A 20,097-nucleotide genomic window follows, 5' to 3' on the forward strand; every position below is an offset into this window, starting at 1 on the left:
AACATATTATTGAGAGAAATGAAATGGCAATTCTGAAGACTCTGCTGCTGGTGGCGCAAATCCTGAGCGCGCTTGGTGTGATCGGCCTAGTGCTGCTGCAGCACGGCAAGGGCGCTGATGTGGGTGCTGCCTTTGGCTCGGGTGCATCGGGCAGCCTGTTTGGTGCGACCGGTTCGGCCAACTTCCTGTCGCGCACGACGGCCGTGCTGGCCACCGTGTTCTTTGTGGCCACGCTGGCGCTGACGTTGATCGGCACCAACAAGGGCAGCGTATCGGCGGGCGTGATGGGTTCGGTGGCACCGGTTGGGCCGGCAGCTTCGGCGCCCGCGGCATCGGCTCCGGCGGCAGCCTCCGCGCCGGCCGTACCGAAGTAATTCGTTGTAACGATCGCGAGCGCGCTGTCGGGTTTTTCGGTGCGCCGCGATGCATAAGATTTTTGTTTGTGCATTGAACAAAAGCTTCGCTTTGCGGTAGAATGTGAGGCTTGAAACAACACGGGGAACAGCGAAGGCGCTAAGCCTGATCTGGGTTCCTGGTAGAGTTTCTTCCCCCAGCCGACGTGGTGAAATTGGTAGACACGCTATCTTGAGGGGGTAGTGGCGAAAGCTGTGCGAGTTCGAGTCTCGCCGTCGGCACCAATCAAATTCGGGGTCTGGTCAACGGGATGTTCCGTTCGGGCCCCATCCGCAAAACGACGTTCAGTTGAGGCGTCGTGAGGCTGCGGACCCGGCGCCTTCGATGGGGCGACAAGGCGCCGCCTGCGGGCAGTGCTGTTGCAACCATTCAAAAAGGCGGGCGTCCCTTGAACCTCGAAGCCTATTTCCCCGTACTGTTGTTCATCGTCGTCGGTGTTGGCCTTGGCCTTGCACTTATGACCATCGGTCGAATTCTCGGTCCGAACAATCCCGATCCTCAAAAGCTCTCGCCGTACGAGTGCGGCTTCGAAGCCTTCGAAGACGCGCGCATGAAGTTCGACGTGCGCTATTACCTCATCGCCATCCTGTTCATCCTGTTCGATCTGGAGACTGCGTTCCTCTTCCCGTGGGGCGTGGCGCTGCGTGAGATCGGCTGGCCGGGGTTTTTCGCGATGGGCGTGTTTCTTCTCGAGTTTCTCGTGGGCTTCGTCTACATCTGGAAAAAAGGCGCGCTCGATTGGGAGTGATGTGAAATGGCGATCGAAGGCGTACTCAACGAAGGCTTTGTCACGACCACCGCTGACAAGCTGATCAACTGGACCCGCACCGGGTCGCTCTGGCCGATGACGTTCGGCCTGGCCTGCTGTGCTGTGGAAATGATGCACGCGGGTGCATCGCGTTATGACTTGGACCGCTTCGGTGTGGTGTTCCGCCCGTCGCCGCGCCAGTCCGACGTGATGATCGTGGCCGGCACGCTGTGCAACAAGATGGCACCCGCTCTGCGCAAGGTGTACGACCAGATGGCCGAGCCGCGCTGGGTCATCTCGATGGGCTCGTGCGCCAACGGCGGCGGCTACTACCACTATTCGTATTCCGTCGTGCGTGGTTGCGACCGCATCGTGCCGGTCGACGTGTACGTGCCGGGTTGCCCGCCGACTGCTGAAGCGCTGATCTACGGCATCATCCAGCTGCAGGCCAAGATCCGTCGCACCAACACCATTGCGCGCAAGAGCTGACATGACCGAAAAGCTTGCCACCCTGAAGGCCGCGCTCGAAAAGTCGCTCGGCAGTCGCGTTCAAAGCCTGACTGAATCAGTTGGTGAACTCACTCTCGTGGTGAAGGCTGCCGACTATCTTGAGGTCATGCATACGCTGCGCGATGACACGGCGCTCAAGTTTGAGCAATTGATGGACCTCTGTGGTGTCGACTATGCAGACTACGGCAACGGTGCCTGGAATGGCCCGCGTTTTGCTGCCGTGTCGCATCTGCTGTCGATCACGAACAACTGGCGCGTGCGCGTGCGTGTGTTCGCACCGGAAGATGACTTCCCTGTCGTGCCGTCCGTCACCACCATCTGGAGTTCGGCCGACTGGTTCGAGCGCGAAGCGTTTGACCTGTACGGCTTGGTTTTCGAAGGTCACCCGGACCTGCGCCGCATCCTGACCGACTACGGCTTCATTGGCCACCCATTCCGCAAAGATTTCCCCGTCTCGGGCTACGTTGAAATGCGTTATGACCCGGTGCAGCGTCGCGTGGTCTACCAGCCGGTAACCATCGAGCCGCGCGAGATTACGCCGCGTGTGATCCGCGAGGATCAATACGGTGGTCTGAAGCACTGAAGGGCGCCCGATCATGGCAGATATCAAGAACTACACCCTGAACTTCGGCCCGCAGCACCCGGCCGCACACGGCGTGCTGCGCCTTGTGCTCGAGCTGGACGGCGAAGTCATCCAGCGCGCTGATCCGCACATCGGTCTGCTGCACCGCGCGACTGAAAAGCTCGCTGAGCAGAAGACCTGGATCCAGAGCGTGCCGTACATGGACCGCCTCGACTACGTGTCGATGATGGTCAACGAACACGCCTACGTGATGGCCATCGAGCGTCTGCTGGGCCTCGAAGTGCCGCTGCGCGCGCAGTACATCCGCGTTATGTTTGACGAGATCACGCGGATCATGAACCACCTGATGTGGATCGGCTCGCATGCGCTGGACGTGGGCGCCATGGCGGTGTTCCTGTACGCCTTCCGTGAGCGCGAAGACCTGTTCGACATGTATGAGGCGGTGTCGGGTGCGCGTATGCACGCGGCGTACTACCGTCCGGGCGGCGTCTACCGCGATCTGCCTGACACGATGCCGCAATACAAGGCATCCAAGGTGCGCAACGAGAAGGCCCTGGCCGCCCTGAACGAAACGCGTTCGGGTTCTCTGCTGGACTTCATCGAAGATTTCACCAATCGTTTCCCGAAGTACGTCGACGAATACGAAACGCTGCTGACCGACAACCGGATCTGGAAGCAGCGTCTGGTTGGCATTGGTGTGGTGAGCCCGGAGCGTGCGCTCAACAAGGGCTTTTCTGGCGCCATGCTGCGCGGCTCGGGTATCGCCTGGGACGTGCGCAAGAAGCAACCGTATGAGGTCTACGACCGCATCGACTTCGATATTCCGGTTGGCGTGAACGGCGATTGCTACGACCGCTATCTGGTACGCGTTGAAGAAATGCGCCAGAGCAATCGCATCATCCGCCAATGCATCGAATGGCTGCGCAAGAACCAGGGTCCGGTGATCACCGATAACCACAAGGTGGCTCCGCCGTCGCGCGTCGAGATGAAGACGAACATGGAAGAGCTGATTCACCACTTCAAGCTCTTCACCGAAGGCATGCACGTGCCCGAAGGCGAAGCGTATGCCGCCGTCGAGCATCCGAAGGGCGAGTTCGGTATCTACGCGATCTCGGATGGCGCAAACAAGCCGTACCGCCTGAAGATCCGCGCGCCGGGCTTCGTGCACCTCGCGGCGCTCGACGAGATGGCCCGAGGTCACATGATCGCCGACGCTGTGACGATCATCGGTACGCAAGACATCGTGTTTGGCGAGATCGATCGCTAGGCCGGCAAGAAACAACGGTTTGACGCGCAGGCAAGCGCGGCTGTGAAACGAGGACGCACGCCGGGGTGAAAGCCCCGCGTCCCGCACCAATCGCAACGAACATGCTATCAGCAGAAGCTCTCAAGGAAATCGACCGGGCGGTCGCGAAATATCCCGCCGACCAGAAGCAGTCCGCCGTGATGGCGGCGCTGGCGGTTGCGCAGAGCGAGAAAGGCTGGGTCTCGCCCGAAGTCATGCAGTTCGTGGCCGAGTACCTCGACATGCCGCCGGTGTGGGTCGAGGAAGTGGCGACGTTCTACAACATGTACGACACCAAGCCGGTAGGCCGCTTCAAGCTGTCGGTGTGCACGAACCTGCCGTGCGCACTGTCGGGCGGCGAGCGCGCTGCTGACTACCTGAAGAAGAAGCTGGGCATCGGTTTCAACGAGACCACTGCCGACGGCAACTTCACGCTGAAGGAAGGCGAGTGCATGGGCGCGTGCGGTGACGCACCGGTCATGATCGTCAACAACACCAATATGTGCAGCTTCATGAGCAACGAGAAGCTCGACGCGCTGATCGCTGATCTGCAAGCGAAGGCGGCCAATGGAGCAGGCAAGTAAATGACCTCCCTGCACGATCGACACATCCAGCCGTTGATTCTCGCTGGCCTGAACGGCGACAACTGGCACCTTGAAGACTACGTCAAGCGCGGTGGCTATCAGCAGCTCAAGCGCATCCTGACGGAAAAGATTACTCCCGAACAAGTCATCGCCGACGTGAAGGCCTCGGGCCTGCGCGGTCGTGGCGGTGCGGGCTTCCCGACCGGCTTGAAGTGGAGCTTCATGCCGCGCCAGTTCCCGGGCCAGAAGTACCTGGTCTGCAACACGGACGAGGGCGAGCCGGGCACGTTTAAAGATCGCGACATCATTCGCTACAACCCGCACGCACTGATCGAGGGCATGGCCATCGGCGGCTACGCGATGGGTATCACCGTGGGCTACAACTACATCCACGGCGAGATCTGGAACGAGTACAAGATTTTCGAGCAGGCGCTTGAAGAGGCGCGTGCTGCGGGCTTCCTGGGCGACAACATCCTCGGCTCTGGTTTCAACTTCCAGCTGCACGCGCACCATGGTTACGGCGCATACATCTGCGGCGAAGAAACCGCGCTGCTCGAATCGCTGGAAGGCAAGAAGGGCCAGCCGCGCTTCAAGCCGCCGTTCCCGGCGAGCTTCGGCCTGTACGGCAAGCCGACCACGATCAACAACACCGAGACGTTTGCCGCGGTGCCGTTCCTGCTGTCCATCGGTCCGGACAACTACCTGAAGATGGGCAAGCCGAACAACGGCGGCTCGAAGATCTTCTCGGTGTCTGGTGACGTGGAGCGTCCGGGCAACTACGAGATTCCGCTGGGCACGCCGTTCTCCAAGCTGCTGGAGCTGGCCGGTGGCATGCGCGGTGGCAAGAAGCTCAAGGCGGTCATCCCTGGTGGTTCGTCGGCGCCCGTTGTGCCGGCCGACCTGATGATGGCCTCCGACATGGACTACGACTCGATCGCCAAGGCCGGCTCGATGCTGGGCTCGGGTGCCGTGATCGTGATGGACGAAACGCGCTGCATGGTGAAGTCGCTGCTGCGCCTGTCGTACTTCTACTTCGAAGAGTCGTGCGGCCAGTGCACGCCGTGCCGTGAGGGCACCGGCTGGCTGTACCGCGTGGTCGATCGCATCGAGCACGGCAAGGGCCGCCAGGAAGACCTGGACCTGCTCAACAACGTGGCCGAAAACATCATGGGCCGGACCATCTGCGCGCTCGGCGATGCCGCCGCGATGCCGGTCCGCGGCATGCTCAAGCACTACTGGGATGAGTTCGCGTATCACGTCGAACACAAGCAGTGCATGGTGCCCACCTACATTTAAGCGTGGCAGAACATGGTTGAAATCGAAATCGATGGCAAGAAGGTCGAGGTTGCCGAAGGCAGCCTGGTGATGGAGGCGGCTCGCCAGGCGGGCACCTACATTCCTCACTTCTGCTATCACCGCAAACTGTCGGTCGCGGCCAACTGCCGGATGTGCTTGGTCGAGGTCGAGAAGGCGCCCAAGGCGCTGCCGGCCTGCGCCACGCCCGTCACTGCAGGCATGAAGGTCTTCACCAACTCCGAGAAGGCGGTGAAGGCGCAGAAGTCCGTGATGGAATTCCTGCTGATCAACCACCCGCTGGATTGCCCGATCTGCGATCAGGGCGGCGAGTGCCAACTGCAGGATCTGGCCGTCGGCTATGGCAAGTCCGAATCGCGCTACAAGGAAGAGAAGCGTGTGGTGTTCCACAAGAACGTGGGCCCGCTGATCTCCATGGAAGAGATGACGCGTTGCATCCATTGCACGCGCTGCGTCCGCTTTGGCCAGGAAGTGGCTGGCGTGATGGAACTGGGCATGCTCAACCGCGGTGAGCATTCCGAGATCACTACGTTCGTTGGTCAGACCGTTGACTCGGAACTGTCGGGCAACATGATCGACCTGTGCCCGGTCGGCGCGCTGACCAGCAAGCCGTTCCGTTACTCGGCCCGTACGTGGGAACTGGCCCGCCGCAAGTCGGTGTCGCCGCACGACGGCCTGGGCGCTAACGTGATCGTCCAGACGAAGAACCAGCGCGTGATGCGCGTGCTGCCGCTGGACAACGAAGCGATCAACGAATGCTGGCTGTCCGACAAGGACCGCTTCGCCTATGAAGGCGTCAACAGCGACGACCGCCTGACCCAGCCGATGCTCAAGCAAGGCGGCCAGTGGAAGGCGGTCGACTGGACAACGGCGCTGGAATACGTCGCCAACGGCCTGAACGAAATCAAGCGTGACCACGGCGCCGAGCAGATCGGCGCGCTGGCCAGCCCGCACAGCACGCTGGAAGAACTGTTCCTGCTGCAGAAGCTGGTGCGCGGCATTGGCAGCGACAACGTCGACTTCCGTCTGCGTCAGTCCGATTTCTCGGCCAGGCCGACGGGTGCGCCGTGGCTCGGTATGCCGATCGCCGATGTGTCGCTGCTCCAGCGCACGCTGGTGGTGGGTGCGTTCCTGCGCAAGGATCATCCGCTGCTGGCTGCGCGTCTGCGTCAGGCCGGCAAGAAGGGTTCGCAGCTGAATGTGATCGGCGCCGGTGGTGAAGACCTGCTGATGCCCGCCACGCAACTGCTGGGCGCGCCGTCGCAATGGCTGTCGCTGCTGTCGCAAGTGGCGGTGACGGTTGCTGCCGCTAAGAGCGTTGCGCGTCCGGCCGGTACGGACGGTATCGAAGCAAGTGACGTTGCCAAGCGCATCGCCGAAAGCCTGGCTTCGGGTGAGCGCAAGGCGGTGTTCCTCGGTAACGCAGCGGTGGCACACCCGCAATTCTCGCAACTGCACGCACTGGCCCAATGGGTCGCGCAGCAGACCGGCGCCACGCTGGGCTTCCTGACGGAAGCGGCCAACACGGTCGGCGGTTACGTCGCCGGCGCACTGCCGCAAGGCAACGGCCTGGATGCTGCCGCCATGCTGGCACAGCCGCGCCGCGCCTACGTGCTGCTGGGCGCCGAGCCGGAATTCGATACGGCCGATCCGACACAGGCACGTGCCGCACTGGACCAGGCTGACACCGTGATCGTGCTGGCACCGTTCGCCTCGCGGGCCGCGCTGGAATACGCCGATGTGCTGCTGCCGACCGCGCCGTTCACCGAAACCTCGGGCACCTTCGTCAACTGCGAAGGCCTGCCGCAGAGCTTCAGCGGCGTTGTGCGCAGCCTGGGCGATTCGCGTCCGGCCTGGAAGGTGCTGCGCGTGCTGGGTAACCTGCTGAACCTGTCGGGCTTCGACTACGACACCTCGGAAGCCGTGCGTAACGACGTGTTGGCCAAGCCGGTGACCGATCGTCTGTCGAACGTGACAACGGCACAAATTACCGCTTCGGCTGCAGTTGCTGCTGGTATCGAGCGTCTGGCGGACGTGCCCATCTATCATGCCGATCCGATCGTGCGTCGTGCCGGTTCGCTGCAGCTGACGGCCGCTGCCCGCGCTGCGGTTCGCGCTGGTCTGCCGGCCGATCTGTTCGCGCAACTGGGTCTGGCCAACGGCGATGCCGTTCGCGTAACGCAAGGGCAGGGCAGCGTGGTGTTGCCGGCGGTGCTGGACAAGTCGCTGGCTTCCGGTGTAATCCGCGTGCCGGCTGCTACCGAGGCATCGTCCAAGTTGGGTGCGATGTTCGGCGCGGTGAGCGTTGAAAAGGTTGAATCGTCCGCGCTGGCGGCTACGGTGTAAGGGTCAACATGATCGAGTCGATTACTTCTTTCGGCACGGCGACCTTCGGCGGCTGGTGGCCGCTGATCTGGACGCTGGTGCGTGCGGTCTGCATCATCCTGCCGCTGCTGCTGTGCGTGGCTTACCTGATCTTGTGGGAGCGCAAGCTGATTGGCTGGATGCACGTGCGTCTGGGCCCGAACCGCGTTGGTCCGATGGGCCTGCTGCAGCCGATCGCCGACGTGCTCAAGCTGCTGCTCAAGGAAGTCATGGTGCCGAGCCAGGTCAGCCGTGGCCTGTACATCATTGCGCCGCTGATGGTGCTGATGCCGGCTGTGGCGATCTGGGCGGTGGTGCCGTTCCAGGCTGAAGCTGTGGTATCGAACATCAACGCCGGTCTGCTGTATGTGATGGCGATCAGCTCGGTGGGTGTGTATGGCGTGATCCTGGCCGGCTGGGCCTCGAACTCCAAGTACGCGTTCCTCGGTGCGATGCGCGCTTCGGCACAGATGATTTCGTACGAAATCGCCATGGGCTTCGCGCTGGTGACGGTGCTGATGGTGACGGGCAGCCTGAACCTGTCGGACATCGTCAACTCGCAGAACCGCGGTTTCTTTGCGGACCACGGCGTGAACATTCTGTCGTGGAACTGGCTGTCGCTGCTGCCGATGTTCGGCGTGTACTTCATCTCGGGCGTGGCTGAAACCAACCGTCACCCGTTTGACGTGGTGGAAGGCGAGTCGGAAATCGTGGCCGGCCACATGATCGAGTACTCGGGCATGGCGTTCGCGCTGTTCTTCCTGGCCGAGTACATCAACATGATTGTCATTTCGGCGATGACGGCAACCATGTTCCTGGGTGGCTGGGCGCCGCCGATCGATGCACCGGTGTTCAACTGGATTCCGGGCTTCTTCTGGCTGCTGATCAAGGTTTTCCTGCTGCTGTCGGTCTTCATCTGGCTGCGCGCATCGTTCCCGCGTTATCGCTATGACCAGATCATGCGTTTGGGCTGGAAGATCTTTATTCCGCTCACCGTGGGTTGGCTGATCATCGTTGCCATCTGGCTGGTGTCGCCGTGGAACATCTGGAAGTAACGGGACAATAGGAAGGCACCATGTTGCTTGCCATCAAGGAATTCTTTAACAGCCTGCTCCTGAAGGAACTCTTCAAGGGCCTGGCGTTGACCGGGCGCTATCTGTTTGCGCGCAAGATCACTGTGCTCTTCCCGGAAGAGAAGACGCCGCTGTCGCCGCGTTTCCGCGGTCTGCACGCGCTGCGTCGCTATCCGAACGGGGAAGAGCGCTGCATCGCATGCAAGCTGTGCGAAGCCGTGTGCCCGGCCCTAGCCATCACGATCGAGTCGGACCAGCGTGACGACGGCACCCGCCGCACCACGCGCTACGACATCGACCTGACCAAGTGCATTTTCTGCGGCTTCTGCGAAGAAGCTTGCCCGGTGGATGCCATCGTCGAGACGCACATCCTGGAATACCACGGTGAGAAGCGCGGCGACCTGTACTTCACCAAGGATATGCTGCTGGCCGTGGGCGACCGCTTCGAGCCGGAAATCGCGGCGAACAAGGCTGCCGACGCGAAGTACCGCTGATTCAAGACACTCGCTGTGCAAGCGGCGAGTGGTGCAGTTGAAATTCCGGAAGGACAACGGCTCCTCGTGAGCCAACCAGCTACGGCGGCATCATGCCGCCGCGGCTTTGGACAAGCGCGTGCCGCAAAACGGCCCGCGCCAGGATCATGGAAATCACGACGATCATCTTCTACTCTTTCGCGCTGGTGCTGGTGCTCTCAGCGCTGAAGGTCATCACCGCGAAGAACCCGGTGCACGCGGCGCTGTTCCTCGTGCTGTCGTTCTTCACCGCAGCGGCGATCTGGATGCTGCTCAAGGCGGAATTCCTCGCCATCACGCTGGTGCTGGTCTACGTGGGGGCAGTGATGGTGCTGTTCCTGTTCGTGGTGATGATGATCGACATCGACATCGAGCACTTGCGACGAGACTTCTGGACGTACGTGCCCCTGGCGGCGTTCGTGGGTGTGGTCATCATCCTGGAAATGGCTGTGGTGCTGACCAAGACCTTCATGGGGCGCGTGCAGCCTGTGCAGGAATTGCCCAAGGGCTTCAACGGCCCGAATACGCAGGCGCTCGGCAAGCTGATCTATACCGATTACATCTACGCCTTCGAAGTTGCGGGCATTGTGCTGCTGCTGGCGATCGTCGCTGCCGTGGCGCTGACGGCCCGTCGCCGTAAGGACACCAAGACCCAGAAGGTGGCCGATCAGCTGCGCGTACAGCGCAAGGACCGCGTGCGCCTGGTTTCGATGCCGGCCGAAAAGGCAGCAGGCGCAGCTTCGGCTGATTCCAAGAGCTGAGCCCCGGGAGTATCCATATGTCTTCGCTATCCCTCGCCCATTACCTCGTGCTCGGCGCGGTGCTGTTTGCCATCAGCATCGTCGGCATTTTCCTGAACCGCAAGAACGTCATCGTGCTGCTGATGGCGATCGAATTGATGCTGCTTGCGGTCAATATGAACTTCGTCGCGTTCTCCCATTACCTGGGTGACCTGGCGGGGCAGGTGTTCGTGTTTTTCATCCTGACGGTGGCCGCGGCGGAATCCGCGATCGGTCTCGCCATCCTGGTGGTGCTGTTCCGTAACCTGGACACCATCAACGTTGACGATCTGGACAGCCTCAAGGGCTGATCGGCGTATCCACTGATAAGAAGCTCCTAATGGCTACTACGCTCAATCCCAACCTGCTGCTGGCGATCCCGCTTGCGCCGCTGGCCGGCTCAGTGATCGCCGGGCTGTTCGGTACCAAGTTCTTCGGCGAGAAGATCGGCCGCAAGACGTCCCACAGCGTCACTATTCTCTGTGTGGCGATCGCCTTCATCCTGTCGGTGTCAGTGCTGCTCGATGTCATCAACGGCGCCGGCTACAACGCCACCGTCTACGAATGGATGACGGTCGGCTCGCTGAAGATGGAAGTCGGCTTCCTCATCGATTCGCTCACGGCGATGATGATGTGCGTGGTGACCTTCGTCTCGCTGATGGTGCACATCTACACCATCGGCTACATGGCGGAAGACGACGGCTACAACCGTTTCTTCGCCTACATCTCGCTGTTCACCTTCTCGATGTTGATGCTCGTGATGAGCAACAACTTCCTGCAGCTGTTCTTCGGCTGGGAGGCAGTAGGCCTGGTGTCGTACCTGCTGATCGGCTTCTGGTTCAAGCGCCCGACGGCCATCTACGCCAACATGAAGGCGTTCCTGGTCAACCGCGTGGGTGACTTCGGCTTCGTGCTCGGCATCGGTCTGCTGCTGGCGTACAGCGGCAGCCTGAGCTACGCCGACGTGTTTGCCGCCCGCGATAACCTGGCGACCATCGGCTTCCCGGGCACCGACTGGCACATGCTGACGGTCGCCTGTATCTGCCTGTTCATCGGCGCGATGGGTAAGTCGGCACAGTTCCCGCTGCACGTGTGGCTGCCGGACTCGATGGAAGGTCCGACCCCGATTTCCGCACTGATCCACGCGGCCACCATGGTGACCGCCGGTATCTTCATGGTTGCGCGCATGTCGCCGCTGTTCGAGCTGTCGGACGCCGCGCTGTCGTTCGTGCTGGTCATCGGTGCTATCACCGCGCTGTTCATGGGTTTTCTGGGCATCATCCAGACCGACATCAAGCGTGTGGTGGCGTATTCGACGCTGTCGCAGCTCGGTTACATGACCGTTGCGCTAGGTGCCTCGGCTTATCAAGTGGCCGTGTTTCACCTGATGACGCACGCGTTCTTCAAGGCGCTGCTGTTCCTCGGCGCCGGCTCGGTCATCATCGGCATGCACCACGATCAGGACATGCGCAACATGGGCGGCCTGCGCAAGTACATGCCGATCACGTGGCTGACGTCGCTGGTGGGCTCGCTAGCGCTGATCGGTACGCCGTTCTTCTCGGGCTTCTACTCGAAGGATTCGATCATCGAAGCGGTGGCGGAATCGCACCTGCCAGGTGCTCAGTTTGCGTACTGGGCTGTGCTGGGCGGCGTGTTCGTGACGGCGTTCTATTCGTTTCGCATGTACTTCCTGGTGTTCCACGGTGAAGAGCGTTTCGGCAAGGCCGACACACACCATGACGAGCACCACGAAGAGGAAGACGGTGGCCACGAGCATCATGGTCTGGCACCCGGCGAGAAGCCGCACGAGTCGCCGTGGGTGGTGACGCTGCCGCTGGTGTTGCTGGCGATCCCGTCCGTGGTGATCGGCGCATGGGCGATCCAGCCGATGCTGTTCGGCGAGTTCTTCAAGCACGGCGTGGCGTTTGCACAGGTGATCTTCAACGGCGAGAACCACGAAGCCATGAAGGTGCTGGGCGAAGATTTCCACGGCTGGGTTGAGATGGCGGTGCACGGCTTCACGTCTGTTCCGTTCATCCTGCTGGTGTCCGGTGTGGTGCTGTCGTGGTTCTTCTACCTGAAGCGCCCGGATATTCCGGCTGCAATCGCCAAGCGTTTCTCTGGCATCTACAAGCTGCTGGACAACAAGTACTACATGGACAAGATCAACGAGATCGTCTTCGCCAACGGTGCGGTCAAGTTTGGCCGTGGCCTGTGGAAGGGCGGCGATCAGGGCGTGATCGACGGCGTGGTCGTGAACGGCAGCGCGCGTCTGGTGGGTTGGTTCGCGAGCGTCGTGCGCCTGCTCCAGTCCGGCTACATCTATGACTATGCGTTCGCGATGATTGTCGGCACGGTTGGCCTGCTGACGTACTTCGTGTTCCTGGCGGGCAAATAAGGGATAACAAAAATGGTTCTGTCTTTTGCGATCTGGCTGCCGATCTTCTTCGGCGTGCTGGTGCTGGCCTCGGGCTCAGACCGCAATCCCGGTTATGTCCGCTGGATGTCGCTGATTGGCTCGCTGATCAGCTTCGTGATCACGCTGCCGCTGATCACACGTTTCGATAAGACGACGGCTGCGATGCAGTTCGTCGAGAAGTCGAGCTGGATCGAGCGCTTCCACATCAACTACTACCTGGGTGTCGACGGCATCTCGATGTGGTTTGTGGTGTTGACCGCGTTCATCACGGTGATCGTGGTGATTGCAGCATGGGAAGTGATTACCGAACGCGTCGCGCAGTACATGGCCGCGTTCCTGATCCTGTCTGGTCTGATGATCGGCGTGTTCGCCTCGCTCGACGGCATGCTGTTCTACGTGTTCTTCGAGGCCACGCTGATCCCGATGTACATCATCATCGGCGTGTGGGGCGGCCCGAATCGCGTGTACGCAGCGTTCAAATTCTTCCTGTACACGCTGCTGGGCTCGCTGCTGACGCTGGTTGCGCTGCTGTACCTGTACTTCCACAGCGGTACGTTCGAGATCCTGCAGTGGCATCAGGTCAAGCTGTCGATGAACGAGCAGATCCTGATCTTCATCGCGTTCTTCATGGCCTTTGCCGTGAAGGTGCCGATGTGGCCGGTGCACACCTGGCTGCCGGATGCCCACGTGGAAGCGCCGACCGGCGGTTCCGTGGTGCTGGCCGCCATCATGTTGAAGCTGGGCGCCTATGGTTTCCTGCGGTTCTCGCTGCCGATCGCGCCGGATGCCAGCCATAGTCTGTCGGCGTTCATCATCACGATCTCGCTGATCGCGGTGATCTACATCGGTCTGGTGGCGCTGGTGCAGGCCGATATGAAGAAGCTGGTCGCGTATTCGTCGATCGCGCACATGGGCTTCGTCACGCTGGGCTTCTTCATCTTTAACGAGATCGGTATCGAGGGCGGTATCGTCCAGATGATCTCGCACGGCTTCATCTCGGGCGCGATGTTCCTGTGTATCGGTGTGCTGTATGACCGCGTGCACTCGCGCCAGATCGCTGATTACGGCGGTGTGGTGAACACGATGCCGAAGTTTGCCGCGCTGTCGGTATTCTTCGCGATGGCCAACTGCGGCCTGCCTGCGACCTCCGGTTTCGTCGGCGAATTCATGGTCATCCTGGGCTCGGTCAAGTACAACTTCTGGATCGGCCTGCTCGCGGCTACCGCACTGATCTTCGGCGCTGCCTATTCGCTGTGGATGGTCAAACGCGTGATCTTTGGCGACGTGACGCACAAGCACGTGGCTGAGCTGAAAGACCTGAGCTGCCGTGAATTCTTCATGCTCGGCGTGCTGGCGATCGCGACGCTTTATATGGGCCTGTATCCGAAGCCCTTCACCGATGTCATGCATGCGTCCGTGGTGAATCTCCTCACCCACGTGGCTCAGAGCAAGCTGTAAGCGGGGAGAAGAAACCATGCAATTGTCCTCATCCATGGCGGCTATCGCCCCGATCATCTTCCTCGCGCTCGGCATTGGTGCCGTCAACTGGATCGACCTGGCGCGCGGTCAGAACCGCAGCAGCGTCGCCTATCCGGTGGCGCTGGTCATTACGCTGGTACTGACCGTCTGGTTTGCGCTCAACGCAGCCACCGGCGAAACACACTACGTGTTCAGCAACCTGGCTGTGATTGACCCGATGGCCAATGTGCTGTCGTCCGTGGCAGCGCTGGCCGTGTTCGTGACGCTGGTCTACACGCGCAAGTACCTTGACGATCGAGGCATGTACAACGGCGAGTTCTACATGTTTGCGCTGTTCACGCTCGGCGGTCAGGTGGTGATGATCACCGGCAACAACTTCCTGACGCTGTATCTGGGTCTGGAACTGCTGTCGCTGGCTTCGTACACACTGGTGGCGTTGCGCCGCGGCGCGAATGTCTCGTCGGAATCGGCGATGAAGTACTTCATCCTCGGTGCGTTGGCGTCGGGCCTGCTGCTGTACGGCATGTCGATGATCTACGGCGCGACGGGTTCACTCGATCTGGGTGAAGTGTTCCGCCAGATCAACACCGGCAATATCAACAAGACGATTCTGGTGTTCGGCGTGGTGTTCCTAGTAGCAGGTTTGGCATTCAAGCTGGGTGTTGCGCCGTTCCACATGTGGGTGCCGGACGTGTATCAAGGCTCGCCGACTGCCGTGACGCTACTGATTGCCGGTGCGCCGAAGCTGGCCGCATTTGCGATGACGTTGCGTATCCTGGTTGAAGGCCTGCTGCCGCTGGCATTCGACTGGCAGAACATGCTGATCGTGTTGGCTGTCCTTTCGCTGGCCATCGGTAACATCACCGGTGTGGTGCAGACGAATTTCAAGCGTCTGCTGGCCTACTCGACGGTTTCGCACATGGGCTTCCTGCTGTTGGGCCTGCTGTCGGGCGTGAGCGCCGGCAAGCCGGACCTGACCGCTCAGGCCTATAGCGCCTCGATGTTCTATGCAGTGACCTACGTGCTGACCACGCTGGGTGCCTTCGGCATCATCTTGCTGCTGTCGCGCAAAGGCTATGAGGCGGAAGAGATTGCTGACCTGAAGGGCTTGTCGAAGAAGAGCCCGTGGTTCGCACTGCTGACGCTGTTCATGATGATGTCGCTGGCAGGCCTGCCGCCGACGGTCGGCTTTTACGCCAAGCTGTCGGTGCTGGGTGCGGTGGTCGACGCCGGTATGCCTTGGTTGGCTATCGTGGCCGTGCTGTTCTCGCTGGTGGGGGCGTTCTACTACCTGCGCGTCATCAAGGTCATGTACTTCGACGCTCCGGCTGACGAAGGTCCGGTGGAAGCCACTTTCGGCCTGCGCTCGGTGCTGTCGGTCAACGGTGTGCTGGTGTTGCTGCTGGGTATCTTCCCGGCCAGCCTGATGGCACTGTGCTACCAGGCAATCCGCCTGACGCTGGCTTCCTAATCACCAGGCGCAAGTAATGAACGCATCGACGGGCGGCCTGTTTGTCATCGTGTTGGCACTCCTCTGTGCCAACCTGCCGTTCGTCAATCAACGCGTGCTGGCCCTGGTGCCGGCACGCTGGCCGCGCAAGCCGTTCTGGCTGCGCGGTACCGAGCTGATCGCCATGTATGTTGTGGTGGGGCTGATTGGCTTCGGCATTGAATCGAGCCAGGGCAATGCCTTCCCGCAAGGCTGGCAGTTCTACGCAATCACCGCTTGTCTGATGTTGGTGTTCGCGTTTCCCGGCTTTACGTGGCAATACCTGGTTCGCCACTCCCGTTGATCACCCGCCGGGCAGGCACCCGCTGTCTCGGCATGAGAGAGCGCCATGTCCGACACCAATCCCGCATCTACGATCCCTGCATCGGCTGACACGACGTCCAATCAGGACGATCTGGACGCTGGCCTGCGCGAGACCCAGGTCGCCTCAGCGTTGATGCACCAGGGCAAGTTCCTCACGCTCAAGCAAGACATCGTCCGCCTGCCGGACGGCCGTAACGCCAGCCGTGAGTACCTGATTCACCCGGGCGCGGTCATGATGATTCCGCTGTTCGATGACGGCACGGTGCTGATGGAGCGCCAGTTCCGTTATCCGGTTGGCAAGGTGATGATTGAATTCCCCGCCGGCAAGCTCGACCCGCAAGAGGGAGCGCTGGCATGTGGTAAGCGTGAGTTGATTGAAGAAACTGGCTACACGGCTGAACGCTGGGACTACCTGACCCGCATCCATCCCGTCATCTCGTACTCCACCGAGTTCATCGACATCTACCTCGCGCGCGATCTCAAGCAGGGTGAGGCGAAGCTCGATGAAGGCGAGTTCCTCGAGACGTTCATTGCGCCGGCCGGCCAGTTGATCGACTGGGTACGCGCGGGCAAGATTTCTGACGTGAAGACCATCATCGGTACGTTCTGGCTCGAGAAGATTCTGTCGGGTGCGTGGACGCCAGGTGCTGCCTGAGCCGCTTGCGTATCCGTCTGACTCCCTTCTTTTTCTGCTGTCGTTACCATAGCGAACGATCGTGCGAAAAAATTAGCACGACCGTTCACAAATTTTCGAATCGGGGATACACTCATCCCCATGCGCTGGACCGATCATGAAAGTGCTGGACCTCCGCTGTGCCAATGACCACCGCTTCGAAGGCTGGTTCGGCTCCGATGCCGACCTGCAGTCGCAGCAGGAACGCGGGCTGTTGACGTGTCCGGTTTGCGGTCACAACGAAGTTGAGCGCTTGCCGAGTGCGCCGCGCCTGAATCTATCGTCGTCACGTGTGGATGCTGTCCGGAAGGATGCCGCCACCAAGGCGGTCGAAGGCGAGGGCGGCGTGCCTGCAACCCTGCAACAGCTCTACCTGAAGGCCGTGCGCCATGTCCTGGCCAATACCGAGGACGTCGGTGACCGGTTTGCAGAAGAGGCGCGCCGCATGCATTACGACGAAGCGCCGGAGCGGGGCATTCGCGGGACGACGTCTCGGGAGGAAGCGCAGGAGCTGGCAGAGGAGGGCATCGAAGTGATGCCGCTGCTGGTGCCCGACGCGCTTAAGCAGCCCGTGCACTAGTCGCCCCGATTCAGGTCCGCGCCGGTCCGACAGAACGTGCTTCACCGATTTGCCACGGTGGAGCGCCAACCACAGGAGACAGGCATGGATCTGAACTACTCGGCGGCCGATGACGCGTTCCGCCAGGAAGTCCGCAGCTGGCTGCAAGCCAATCTGCCCAAGGACATCCAAGACAAGGTGCTGAACCACCGCCGCTTGCAGCGCGAAGACTTCGTCCGCTGGCACAAGGCGCTCGCTGGCAAGGGCTGGTCGGTACCGCACTGGCCGGTCGAGTGGGGCGGTACCGGCTGGTCCCCCATCCAAAAACATATCTGGGACGAAGAGTGCGCAGAGGTTGGCGCACCCGGCGTGCTGCCGTTCGGCGTCAGCATGGTCGCGCCCGTGATCATGAAGTACGGCAACGAAGCGCAGAAGCGCTATTTCCTGCCGCGCATCGTCGATTGCACCGACTGGTGGTGCCAGGGCTATTCCGAGCCGGGCTCCGGCTCCGATCTGGCCTCGGTCAAGACCCGCGCCGTGCGTGAGGGTGACCACTACATCGTCAACGGTCAGAAGACCTGGACAACGCTCGGTCAGCACGCCGACATGATCTTCTGCCTGGTCCGTACTGACCCGGATGCCAAGAAGCAGGAAGGCATCTCGTTCCTGCTGATCGACATGAAGACGCCGGGCATCACTGTGCGCCCGATCATCATGTTGGACGAAGAGCATGAAGTGAACGAGGTGTTTTTCGACAACGTGAAGGTACCGGTCGACAACCTCATCGGCGAAGAAAACCGCGGCTGGACGTACGCCAAGTATCTGCTCGGCCATGAGCGTACGGGCATTGCACGCGTGGGCAATTCCAAGCGTGAGTTGGCATTCCTCAAGCGCGTCGCGTTGCAGCACCAGAAGAACGGCAAACCGCTGCTGCAGGACCCGGTGTTCGGCGCCAAGGTGGCGGCGCTGGAGATCGAACTGCTGGCGCTGGAGATCACCGTGCTGCGCGTGGTGTCGAGCGAGAACGCCGGCAAGGGCCCTGGCCCTGAGGCATCGCTGCTGAAGATCAAGGGCACGCAGATCCAGCAGATGCTGACCGAGCTGATGGTCGAGGCTGTGGGCCCATACGCCCAACCGTTCGACCCGAGCTATCTGGAAGGCGAACACCAGCAGGCTGTGACCGGCGACAACGATGCCGCACCGCTCGCGCCGTACTACTTCAACTATCGCAAGACCTCCATCTACGGCGGGTCGAACGAGATCCAGCGCAACATCATCTCGCAGATGATCCTCGGCGTCTGATCAGAACGGATAACGGAGACAACCATGGATTTCTCGTTCACCGACGAACAGAAGCAACTGGCCGATGCGGTGCGCCGCTTTGTCGACAAGGACTACGGCTTCGAGGCGCGCAACAAGATCGTGTACTCGCCCGAGGGCGTGTCGCAGAGCGCATGGGACAGCATCGCTGAACTGGGCCTGACCGCACTGCCGGTGCCGGAAGCACAAGGCGGTTTTGATGGTCGTGCGATGGACCTGCTGGTGGTGATGCAGCAGCTGGGCCGTGGCTTGGTAGTGGAGCCGTATCAGGCCACCGTGCTGGGTGCACAGGCGCTCAAGCTGGCGGGGGGGCAGGATGCGCTGCTGGAGCAAGTGGCTGGTGGTGCCGTCAAGCTGGCCATTGCCTTTGGCGAGCGCCAATCGCGCTACGAACTTTTCAACGTCACCACGCGCGCAGCGCAGCAGGGCAGCGGCTGGACGATCACCGGCGAGAAGGCCGTGGTCGTGCACGGCGCACAGGCCGACAAGCTGATCGTCTCCGCACGTACGGCCGGTGAGGCTCGCGATACCGCCGGCCTGTCGCTGTTCGTGGTCGATCGCGATGCCGCAGGCGTGACGGTCAAGGACTACCGCACGATCGACAACCTGCACGCTGCGGACATCCGCTTCGACAACGCACCCGCCACGCTGCTGGGCAAGGCTGGCGACGCGTGGGAAACCATCGACGCAGTGGCCGATCTGGGTTGTGTACTGCTGTGCGCCGAGGCCGTCGGCCTGATCGACGCGCTGAACGCCGCCACGCTGGAATACACGAAGACGCGTCAGCAGTTTGGCGTGCCCATTGCGCGTTTCCAGGCGCTGCAACATCGCATGGTCGACATGTTCATCCATGCTGAGCAGGCGCGTTCGATCACGTACCTGGCCGCTGCGCATTTTGAAGATGGCGATGTCGAGGCACGCCGCCGCTATGTGTCGGCTGCCAAGGCACGTGTCGGGCAGGCTGCGCGTGATGTCGGTCAGGAAGCCGTGCAGTTGCACGGCGGTATGGGCGTGACCAACGAACTGCCGGCCGCGCACATGTTCAAGCGGCTCACGATGATCAATACAACGCTCGGCGACGTGGACCATCATCTGGCACGCTTTGCTTCGCTGCCGGGCTTCCAGCAAGCAGCGTAACGGCAACCTTCAGCGCCCCGCGGTCTGCGGGGCGTTGTCATTTTGGAGACACGACATGGCAGAGGCAACGCTACCGTACGAGTTCTACTTCGATGACTTCGTGGTCGGCCGTACGCTGGAAATGGGCACGTATACCGTCACAGAAGAAGAGATCCTGACCTTCGCGCGACAGTACGATCCGCAGCCGTTCCACGTTGATGCGGAAGCGGCCAAGCACAGCATCTACGGCGGCATCATCTCCAGCGGTTGGATGACCTGTGCCGTGATGATGCGGCTGATCGTGCAGGGCTTTGTCGGCAAGGCCGCCAGCATGGGCTCGCCGGGCGTGGACGAGATCCGCTGGATGAAGCCGGTGTATCCGGGCGACACGCTGTCGGTGTCGAGCACGTGCATGGAGGTGCGGCCGTCACAATCGAAGCCGGACCGTGGCGTGGCGGTCAATCGCTGGGAGGCGCGCAATCAGCGTGGTGAACTGGTTTGCACCGTCACGGGCATGGGTCTGTTTGGCCGGCGTCCGAAGAACTGAATCGT

At 61.2% G+C, this 20,097-nt stretch carries 21 protein-coding genes and 1 tRNA gene; all 22 read left to right on the forward strand.

Annotated features, from left to right (window positions below):
• Positions 1-23 precede the first annotated feature (23 nt).
• The 22 genes from secG (at position 24) to ACS13N_RS03965 (ending at position 20,092) form a co-directional block, all read left to right on the forward strand.
• Entirely contained in the window at positions 24-374 is a 351-nt protein-coding gene (secG, locus tag ACS13N_RS03860) for a preprotein translocase subunit SecG (RefSeq protein ID WP_438930429.1), read from the forward strand.
• A gap of 179 nt (positions 375-553) precedes the next feature.
• A tRNA-Leu gene (locus ACS13N_RS03865) sits at positions 554-638 on the forward strand.
• A 164-nt stretch (positions 639-802) separates the two neighbouring features.
• Positions 803-1,162 carry an NADH-quinone oxidoreductase subunit A gene (locus ACS13N_RS03870; RefSeq protein ID WP_021194990.1) on the forward strand — a complete coding sequence of 120 codons (360 nt, stop codon included), beginning with the start codon at positions 803-805 and terminating at the stop codon, positions 1,160-1,162.
• Between the two features lie 6 nt (positions 1,163-1,168).
• On the forward strand, positions 1,169-1,651 hold the full coding sequence (locus ACS13N_RS03875) for a NuoB/complex I 20 kDa subunit family protein (protein ID WP_438930430.1): 483 nt from the start codon (positions 1,169-1,171) through the stop codon (positions 1,649-1,651).
• Position 1,652: 1 nt separating this feature from the next.
• Positions 1,653-2,255: an NADH-quinone oxidoreductase subunit C gene (locus tag ACS13N_RS03880; protein WP_438930431.1), complete on the forward strand. Its 603-nt coding sequence runs from the start codon at positions 1,653-1,655 to the stop codon at positions 2,253-2,255.
• Between the two features lie 13 nt (positions 2,256-2,268).
• Entirely contained in the window at positions 2,269-3,522 is a 1,254-nt protein-coding gene (locus ACS13N_RS03885) for an NADH-quinone oxidoreductase subunit D (RefSeq protein ID WP_438930432.1), read from the forward strand.
• 101 nt (positions 3,523-3,623) lie between these two features.
• Entirely contained in the window at positions 3,624-4,124 is a 501-nt protein-coding gene (nuoE, locus tag ACS13N_RS03890; RefSeq protein WP_438930433.1) for an NADH-quinone oxidoreductase subunit NuoE, read from the forward strand.
• Positions 4,125-5,420, forward strand: coding sequence for an NADH-quinone oxidoreductase subunit NuoF (gene nuoF, locus ACS13N_RS03895; RefSeq protein ID WP_021194986.1), 1,296 nt, complete (start codon positions 4,125-4,127; stop codon positions 5,418-5,420).
• Positions 5,421-5,432: 12 nt separating this feature from the next.
• Positions 5,433-7,784: an NADH-quinone oxidoreductase subunit NuoG gene (nuoG, locus tag ACS13N_RS03900; protein WP_438930434.1), complete on the forward strand. Its 2,352-nt coding sequence runs from the start codon at positions 5,433-5,435 to the stop codon at positions 7,782-7,784.
• An 8-nt stretch (positions 7,785-7,792) separates the two neighbouring features.
• On the forward strand, positions 7,793-8,857 hold the full coding sequence (gene nuoH / locus ACS13N_RS03905) for an NADH-quinone oxidoreductase subunit NuoH (protein ID WP_021194984.1): 1,065 nt from the start codon (positions 7,793-7,795) through the stop codon (positions 8,855-8,857).
• 20 nt (positions 8,858-8,877) lie between these two features.
• Positions 8,878-9,369 (forward strand): NADH-quinone oxidoreductase subunit NuoI, encoded by a 492-nt coding sequence (nuoI, locus tag ACS13N_RS03910; protein WP_003261939.1) that lies wholly within the window; start codon positions 8,878-8,880, stop codon positions 9,367-9,369.
• Positions 9,370-9,515: 146 nt separating this feature from the next.
• Entirely contained in the window at positions 9,516-10,148 is a 633-nt protein-coding gene (locus tag ACS13N_RS03915; protein WP_438930435.1) for an NADH-quinone oxidoreductase subunit J, read from the forward strand.
• A 17-nt stretch (positions 10,149-10,165) separates the two neighbouring features.
• Positions 10,166-10,477, forward strand: a complete 312-nt coding sequence (gene nuoK, locus ACS13N_RS03920) for an NADH-quinone oxidoreductase subunit NuoK (protein WP_021194982.1) — start codon at positions 10,166-10,168, stop codon at positions 10,475-10,477.
• 29 nt (positions 10,478-10,506) lie between these two features.
• A complete protein-coding gene (gene nuoL / locus ACS13N_RS03925) occupies positions 10,507-12,564 on the forward strand; it encodes an NADH-quinone oxidoreductase subunit L (protein WP_438930436.1) in 2,058 nt (685 codons plus the stop codon).
• A gap of 12 nt (positions 12,565-12,576) precedes the next feature.
• Positions 12,577-14,043 carry an NADH-quinone oxidoreductase subunit M gene (locus ACS13N_RS03930; protein WP_438930437.1) on the forward strand — a complete coding sequence of 489 codons (1,467 nt, stop codon included), beginning with the start codon at positions 12,577-12,579 and terminating at the stop codon, positions 14,041-14,043.
• Positions 14,044-14,059: 16 nt separating this feature from the next.
• A complete protein-coding gene (gene nuoN, locus ACS13N_RS03935; protein ID WP_438930438.1) occupies positions 14,060-15,535 on the forward strand; it encodes an NADH-quinone oxidoreductase subunit NuoN in 1,476 nt (491 codons plus the stop codon).
• A 16-nt stretch (positions 15,536-15,551) separates the two neighbouring features.
• The gene (locus ACS13N_RS03940) at positions 15,552-15,857 is read left to right on the forward strand and encodes a DUF2818 family protein (RefSeq protein ID WP_438930439.1); all 306 of its coding nucleotides are present in this window, start codon (positions 15,552-15,554) and stop codon (positions 15,855-15,857) included.
• Between the two features lie 45 nt (positions 15,858-15,902).
• On the forward strand, positions 15,903-16,532 hold the full coding sequence (locus ACS13N_RS03945; protein ID WP_438930440.1) for an NUDIX domain-containing protein: 630 nt from the start codon (positions 15,903-15,905) through the stop codon (positions 16,530-16,532).
• Between the two features lie 136 nt (positions 16,533-16,668).
• Positions 16,669-17,130, forward strand: a complete 462-nt coding sequence (locus ACS13N_RS03950) for a DUF1178 family protein (protein ID WP_438930441.1) — start codon at positions 16,669-16,671, stop codon at positions 17,128-17,130.
• 84 nt (positions 17,131-17,214) lie between these two features.
• Positions 17,215-18,411, forward strand: coding sequence for an acyl-CoA dehydrogenase family protein (locus ACS13N_RS03955; protein WP_438930442.1), 1,197 nt, complete (start codon positions 17,215-17,217; stop codon positions 18,409-18,411).
• Positions 18,412-18,435: 24 nt separating this feature from the next.
• Positions 18,436-19,566: an acyl-CoA dehydrogenase family protein gene (locus tag ACS13N_RS03960; RefSeq protein WP_438930443.1), complete on the forward strand. Its 1,131-nt coding sequence runs from the start codon at positions 18,436-18,438 to the stop codon at positions 19,564-19,566.
• 55 nt (positions 19,567-19,621) lie between these two features.
• Positions 19,622-20,092 carry a MaoC family dehydratase gene (locus ACS13N_RS03965; RefSeq protein WP_438930444.1) on the forward strand — a complete coding sequence of 157 codons (471 nt, stop codon included), beginning with the start codon at positions 19,622-19,624 and terminating at the stop codon, positions 20,090-20,092.
• The last annotated feature ends 5 nt before the right edge of the window (positions 20,093-20,097 follow it).

The organism is Ralstonia sp. 24A2, assembly GCF_051783885.1.
Classification (GTDB): Bacteria; Pseudomonadota; Gammaproteobacteria; order Burkholderiales; family Burkholderiaceae; genus Ralstonia.

Coding starts and splice junctions, on each gene's coding strand:
- secG (WP_438930429.1), top strand. CDS start 24: ATGGCAATTCTGAAGACTCTGCTGCTGGTGGCGCAAATCCTGAGCGCG.
- ACS13N_RS03875 (WP_438930430.1), top strand. CDS start 1,169: ATGGCGATCGAAGGCGTACTCAACGAAGGCTTTGTCACGACCACCGCT.
- ACS13N_RS03880 (WP_438930431.1), top strand. CDS start 1,653: ATGACCGAAAAGCTTGCCACCCTGAAGGCCGCGCTCGAAAAGTCGCTC.
- ACS13N_RS03885 (WP_438930432.1), top strand. CDS start 2,269: ATGGCAGATATCAAGAACTACACCCTGAACTTCGGCCCGCAGCACCCG.
- nuoE (WP_438930433.1), top strand. CDS start 3,624: ATGCTATCAGCAGAAGCTCTCAAGGAAATCGACCGGGCGGTCGCGAAA.
- nuoF (WP_021194986.1), top strand. CDS start 4,125: ATGACCTCCCTGCACGATCGACACATCCAGCCGTTGATTCTCGCTGGC.
- nuoG (WP_438930434.1), top strand. CDS start 5,433: ATGGTTGAAATCGAAATCGATGGCAAGAAGGTCGAGGTTGCCGAAGGC.
- nuoH (WP_021194984.1), top strand. CDS start 7,793: ATGATCGAGTCGATTACTTCTTTCGGCACGGCGACCTTCGGCGGCTGG.
- nuoI (WP_003261939.1), top strand. CDS start 8,878: ATGTTGCTTGCCATCAAGGAATTCTTTAACAGCCTGCTCCTGAAGGAA.
- ACS13N_RS03915 (WP_438930435.1), top strand. CDS start 9,516: ATGGAAATCACGACGATCATCTTCTACTCTTTCGCGCTGGTGCTGGTG.
- nuoK (WP_021194982.1), top strand. CDS start 10,166: ATGTCTTCGCTATCCCTCGCCCATTACCTCGTGCTCGGCGCGGTGCTG.
- nuoL (WP_438930436.1), top strand. CDS start 10,507: ATGGCTACTACGCTCAATCCCAACCTGCTGCTGGCGATCCCGCTTGCG.
- ACS13N_RS03930 (WP_438930437.1), top strand. CDS start 12,577: ATGGTTCTGTCTTTTGCGATCTGGCTGCCGATCTTCTTCGGCGTGCTG.
- nuoN (WP_438930438.1), top strand. CDS start 14,060: ATGCAATTGTCCTCATCCATGGCGGCTATCGCCCCGATCATCTTCCTC.
- ACS13N_RS03940 (WP_438930439.1), top strand. CDS start 15,552: ATGAACGCATCGACGGGCGGCCTGTTTGTCATCGTGTTGGCACTCCTC.
- ACS13N_RS03945 (WP_438930440.1), top strand. CDS start 15,903: ATGTCCGACACCAATCCCGCATCTACGATCCCTGCATCGGCTGACACG.
- ACS13N_RS03950 (WP_438930441.1), top strand. CDS start 16,669: ATGAAAGTGCTGGACCTCCGCTGTGCCAATGACCACCGCTTCGAAGGC.
- ACS13N_RS03955 (WP_438930442.1), top strand. CDS start 17,215: ATGGATCTGAACTACTCGGCGGCCGATGACGCGTTCCGCCAGGAAGTC.
- ACS13N_RS03960 (WP_438930443.1), top strand. CDS start 18,436: ATGGATTTCTCGTTCACCGACGAACAGAAGCAACTGGCCGATGCGGTG.
- ACS13N_RS03965 (WP_438930444.1), top strand. CDS start 19,622: ATGGCAGAGGCAACGCTACCGTACGAGTTCTACTTCGATGACTTCGTG.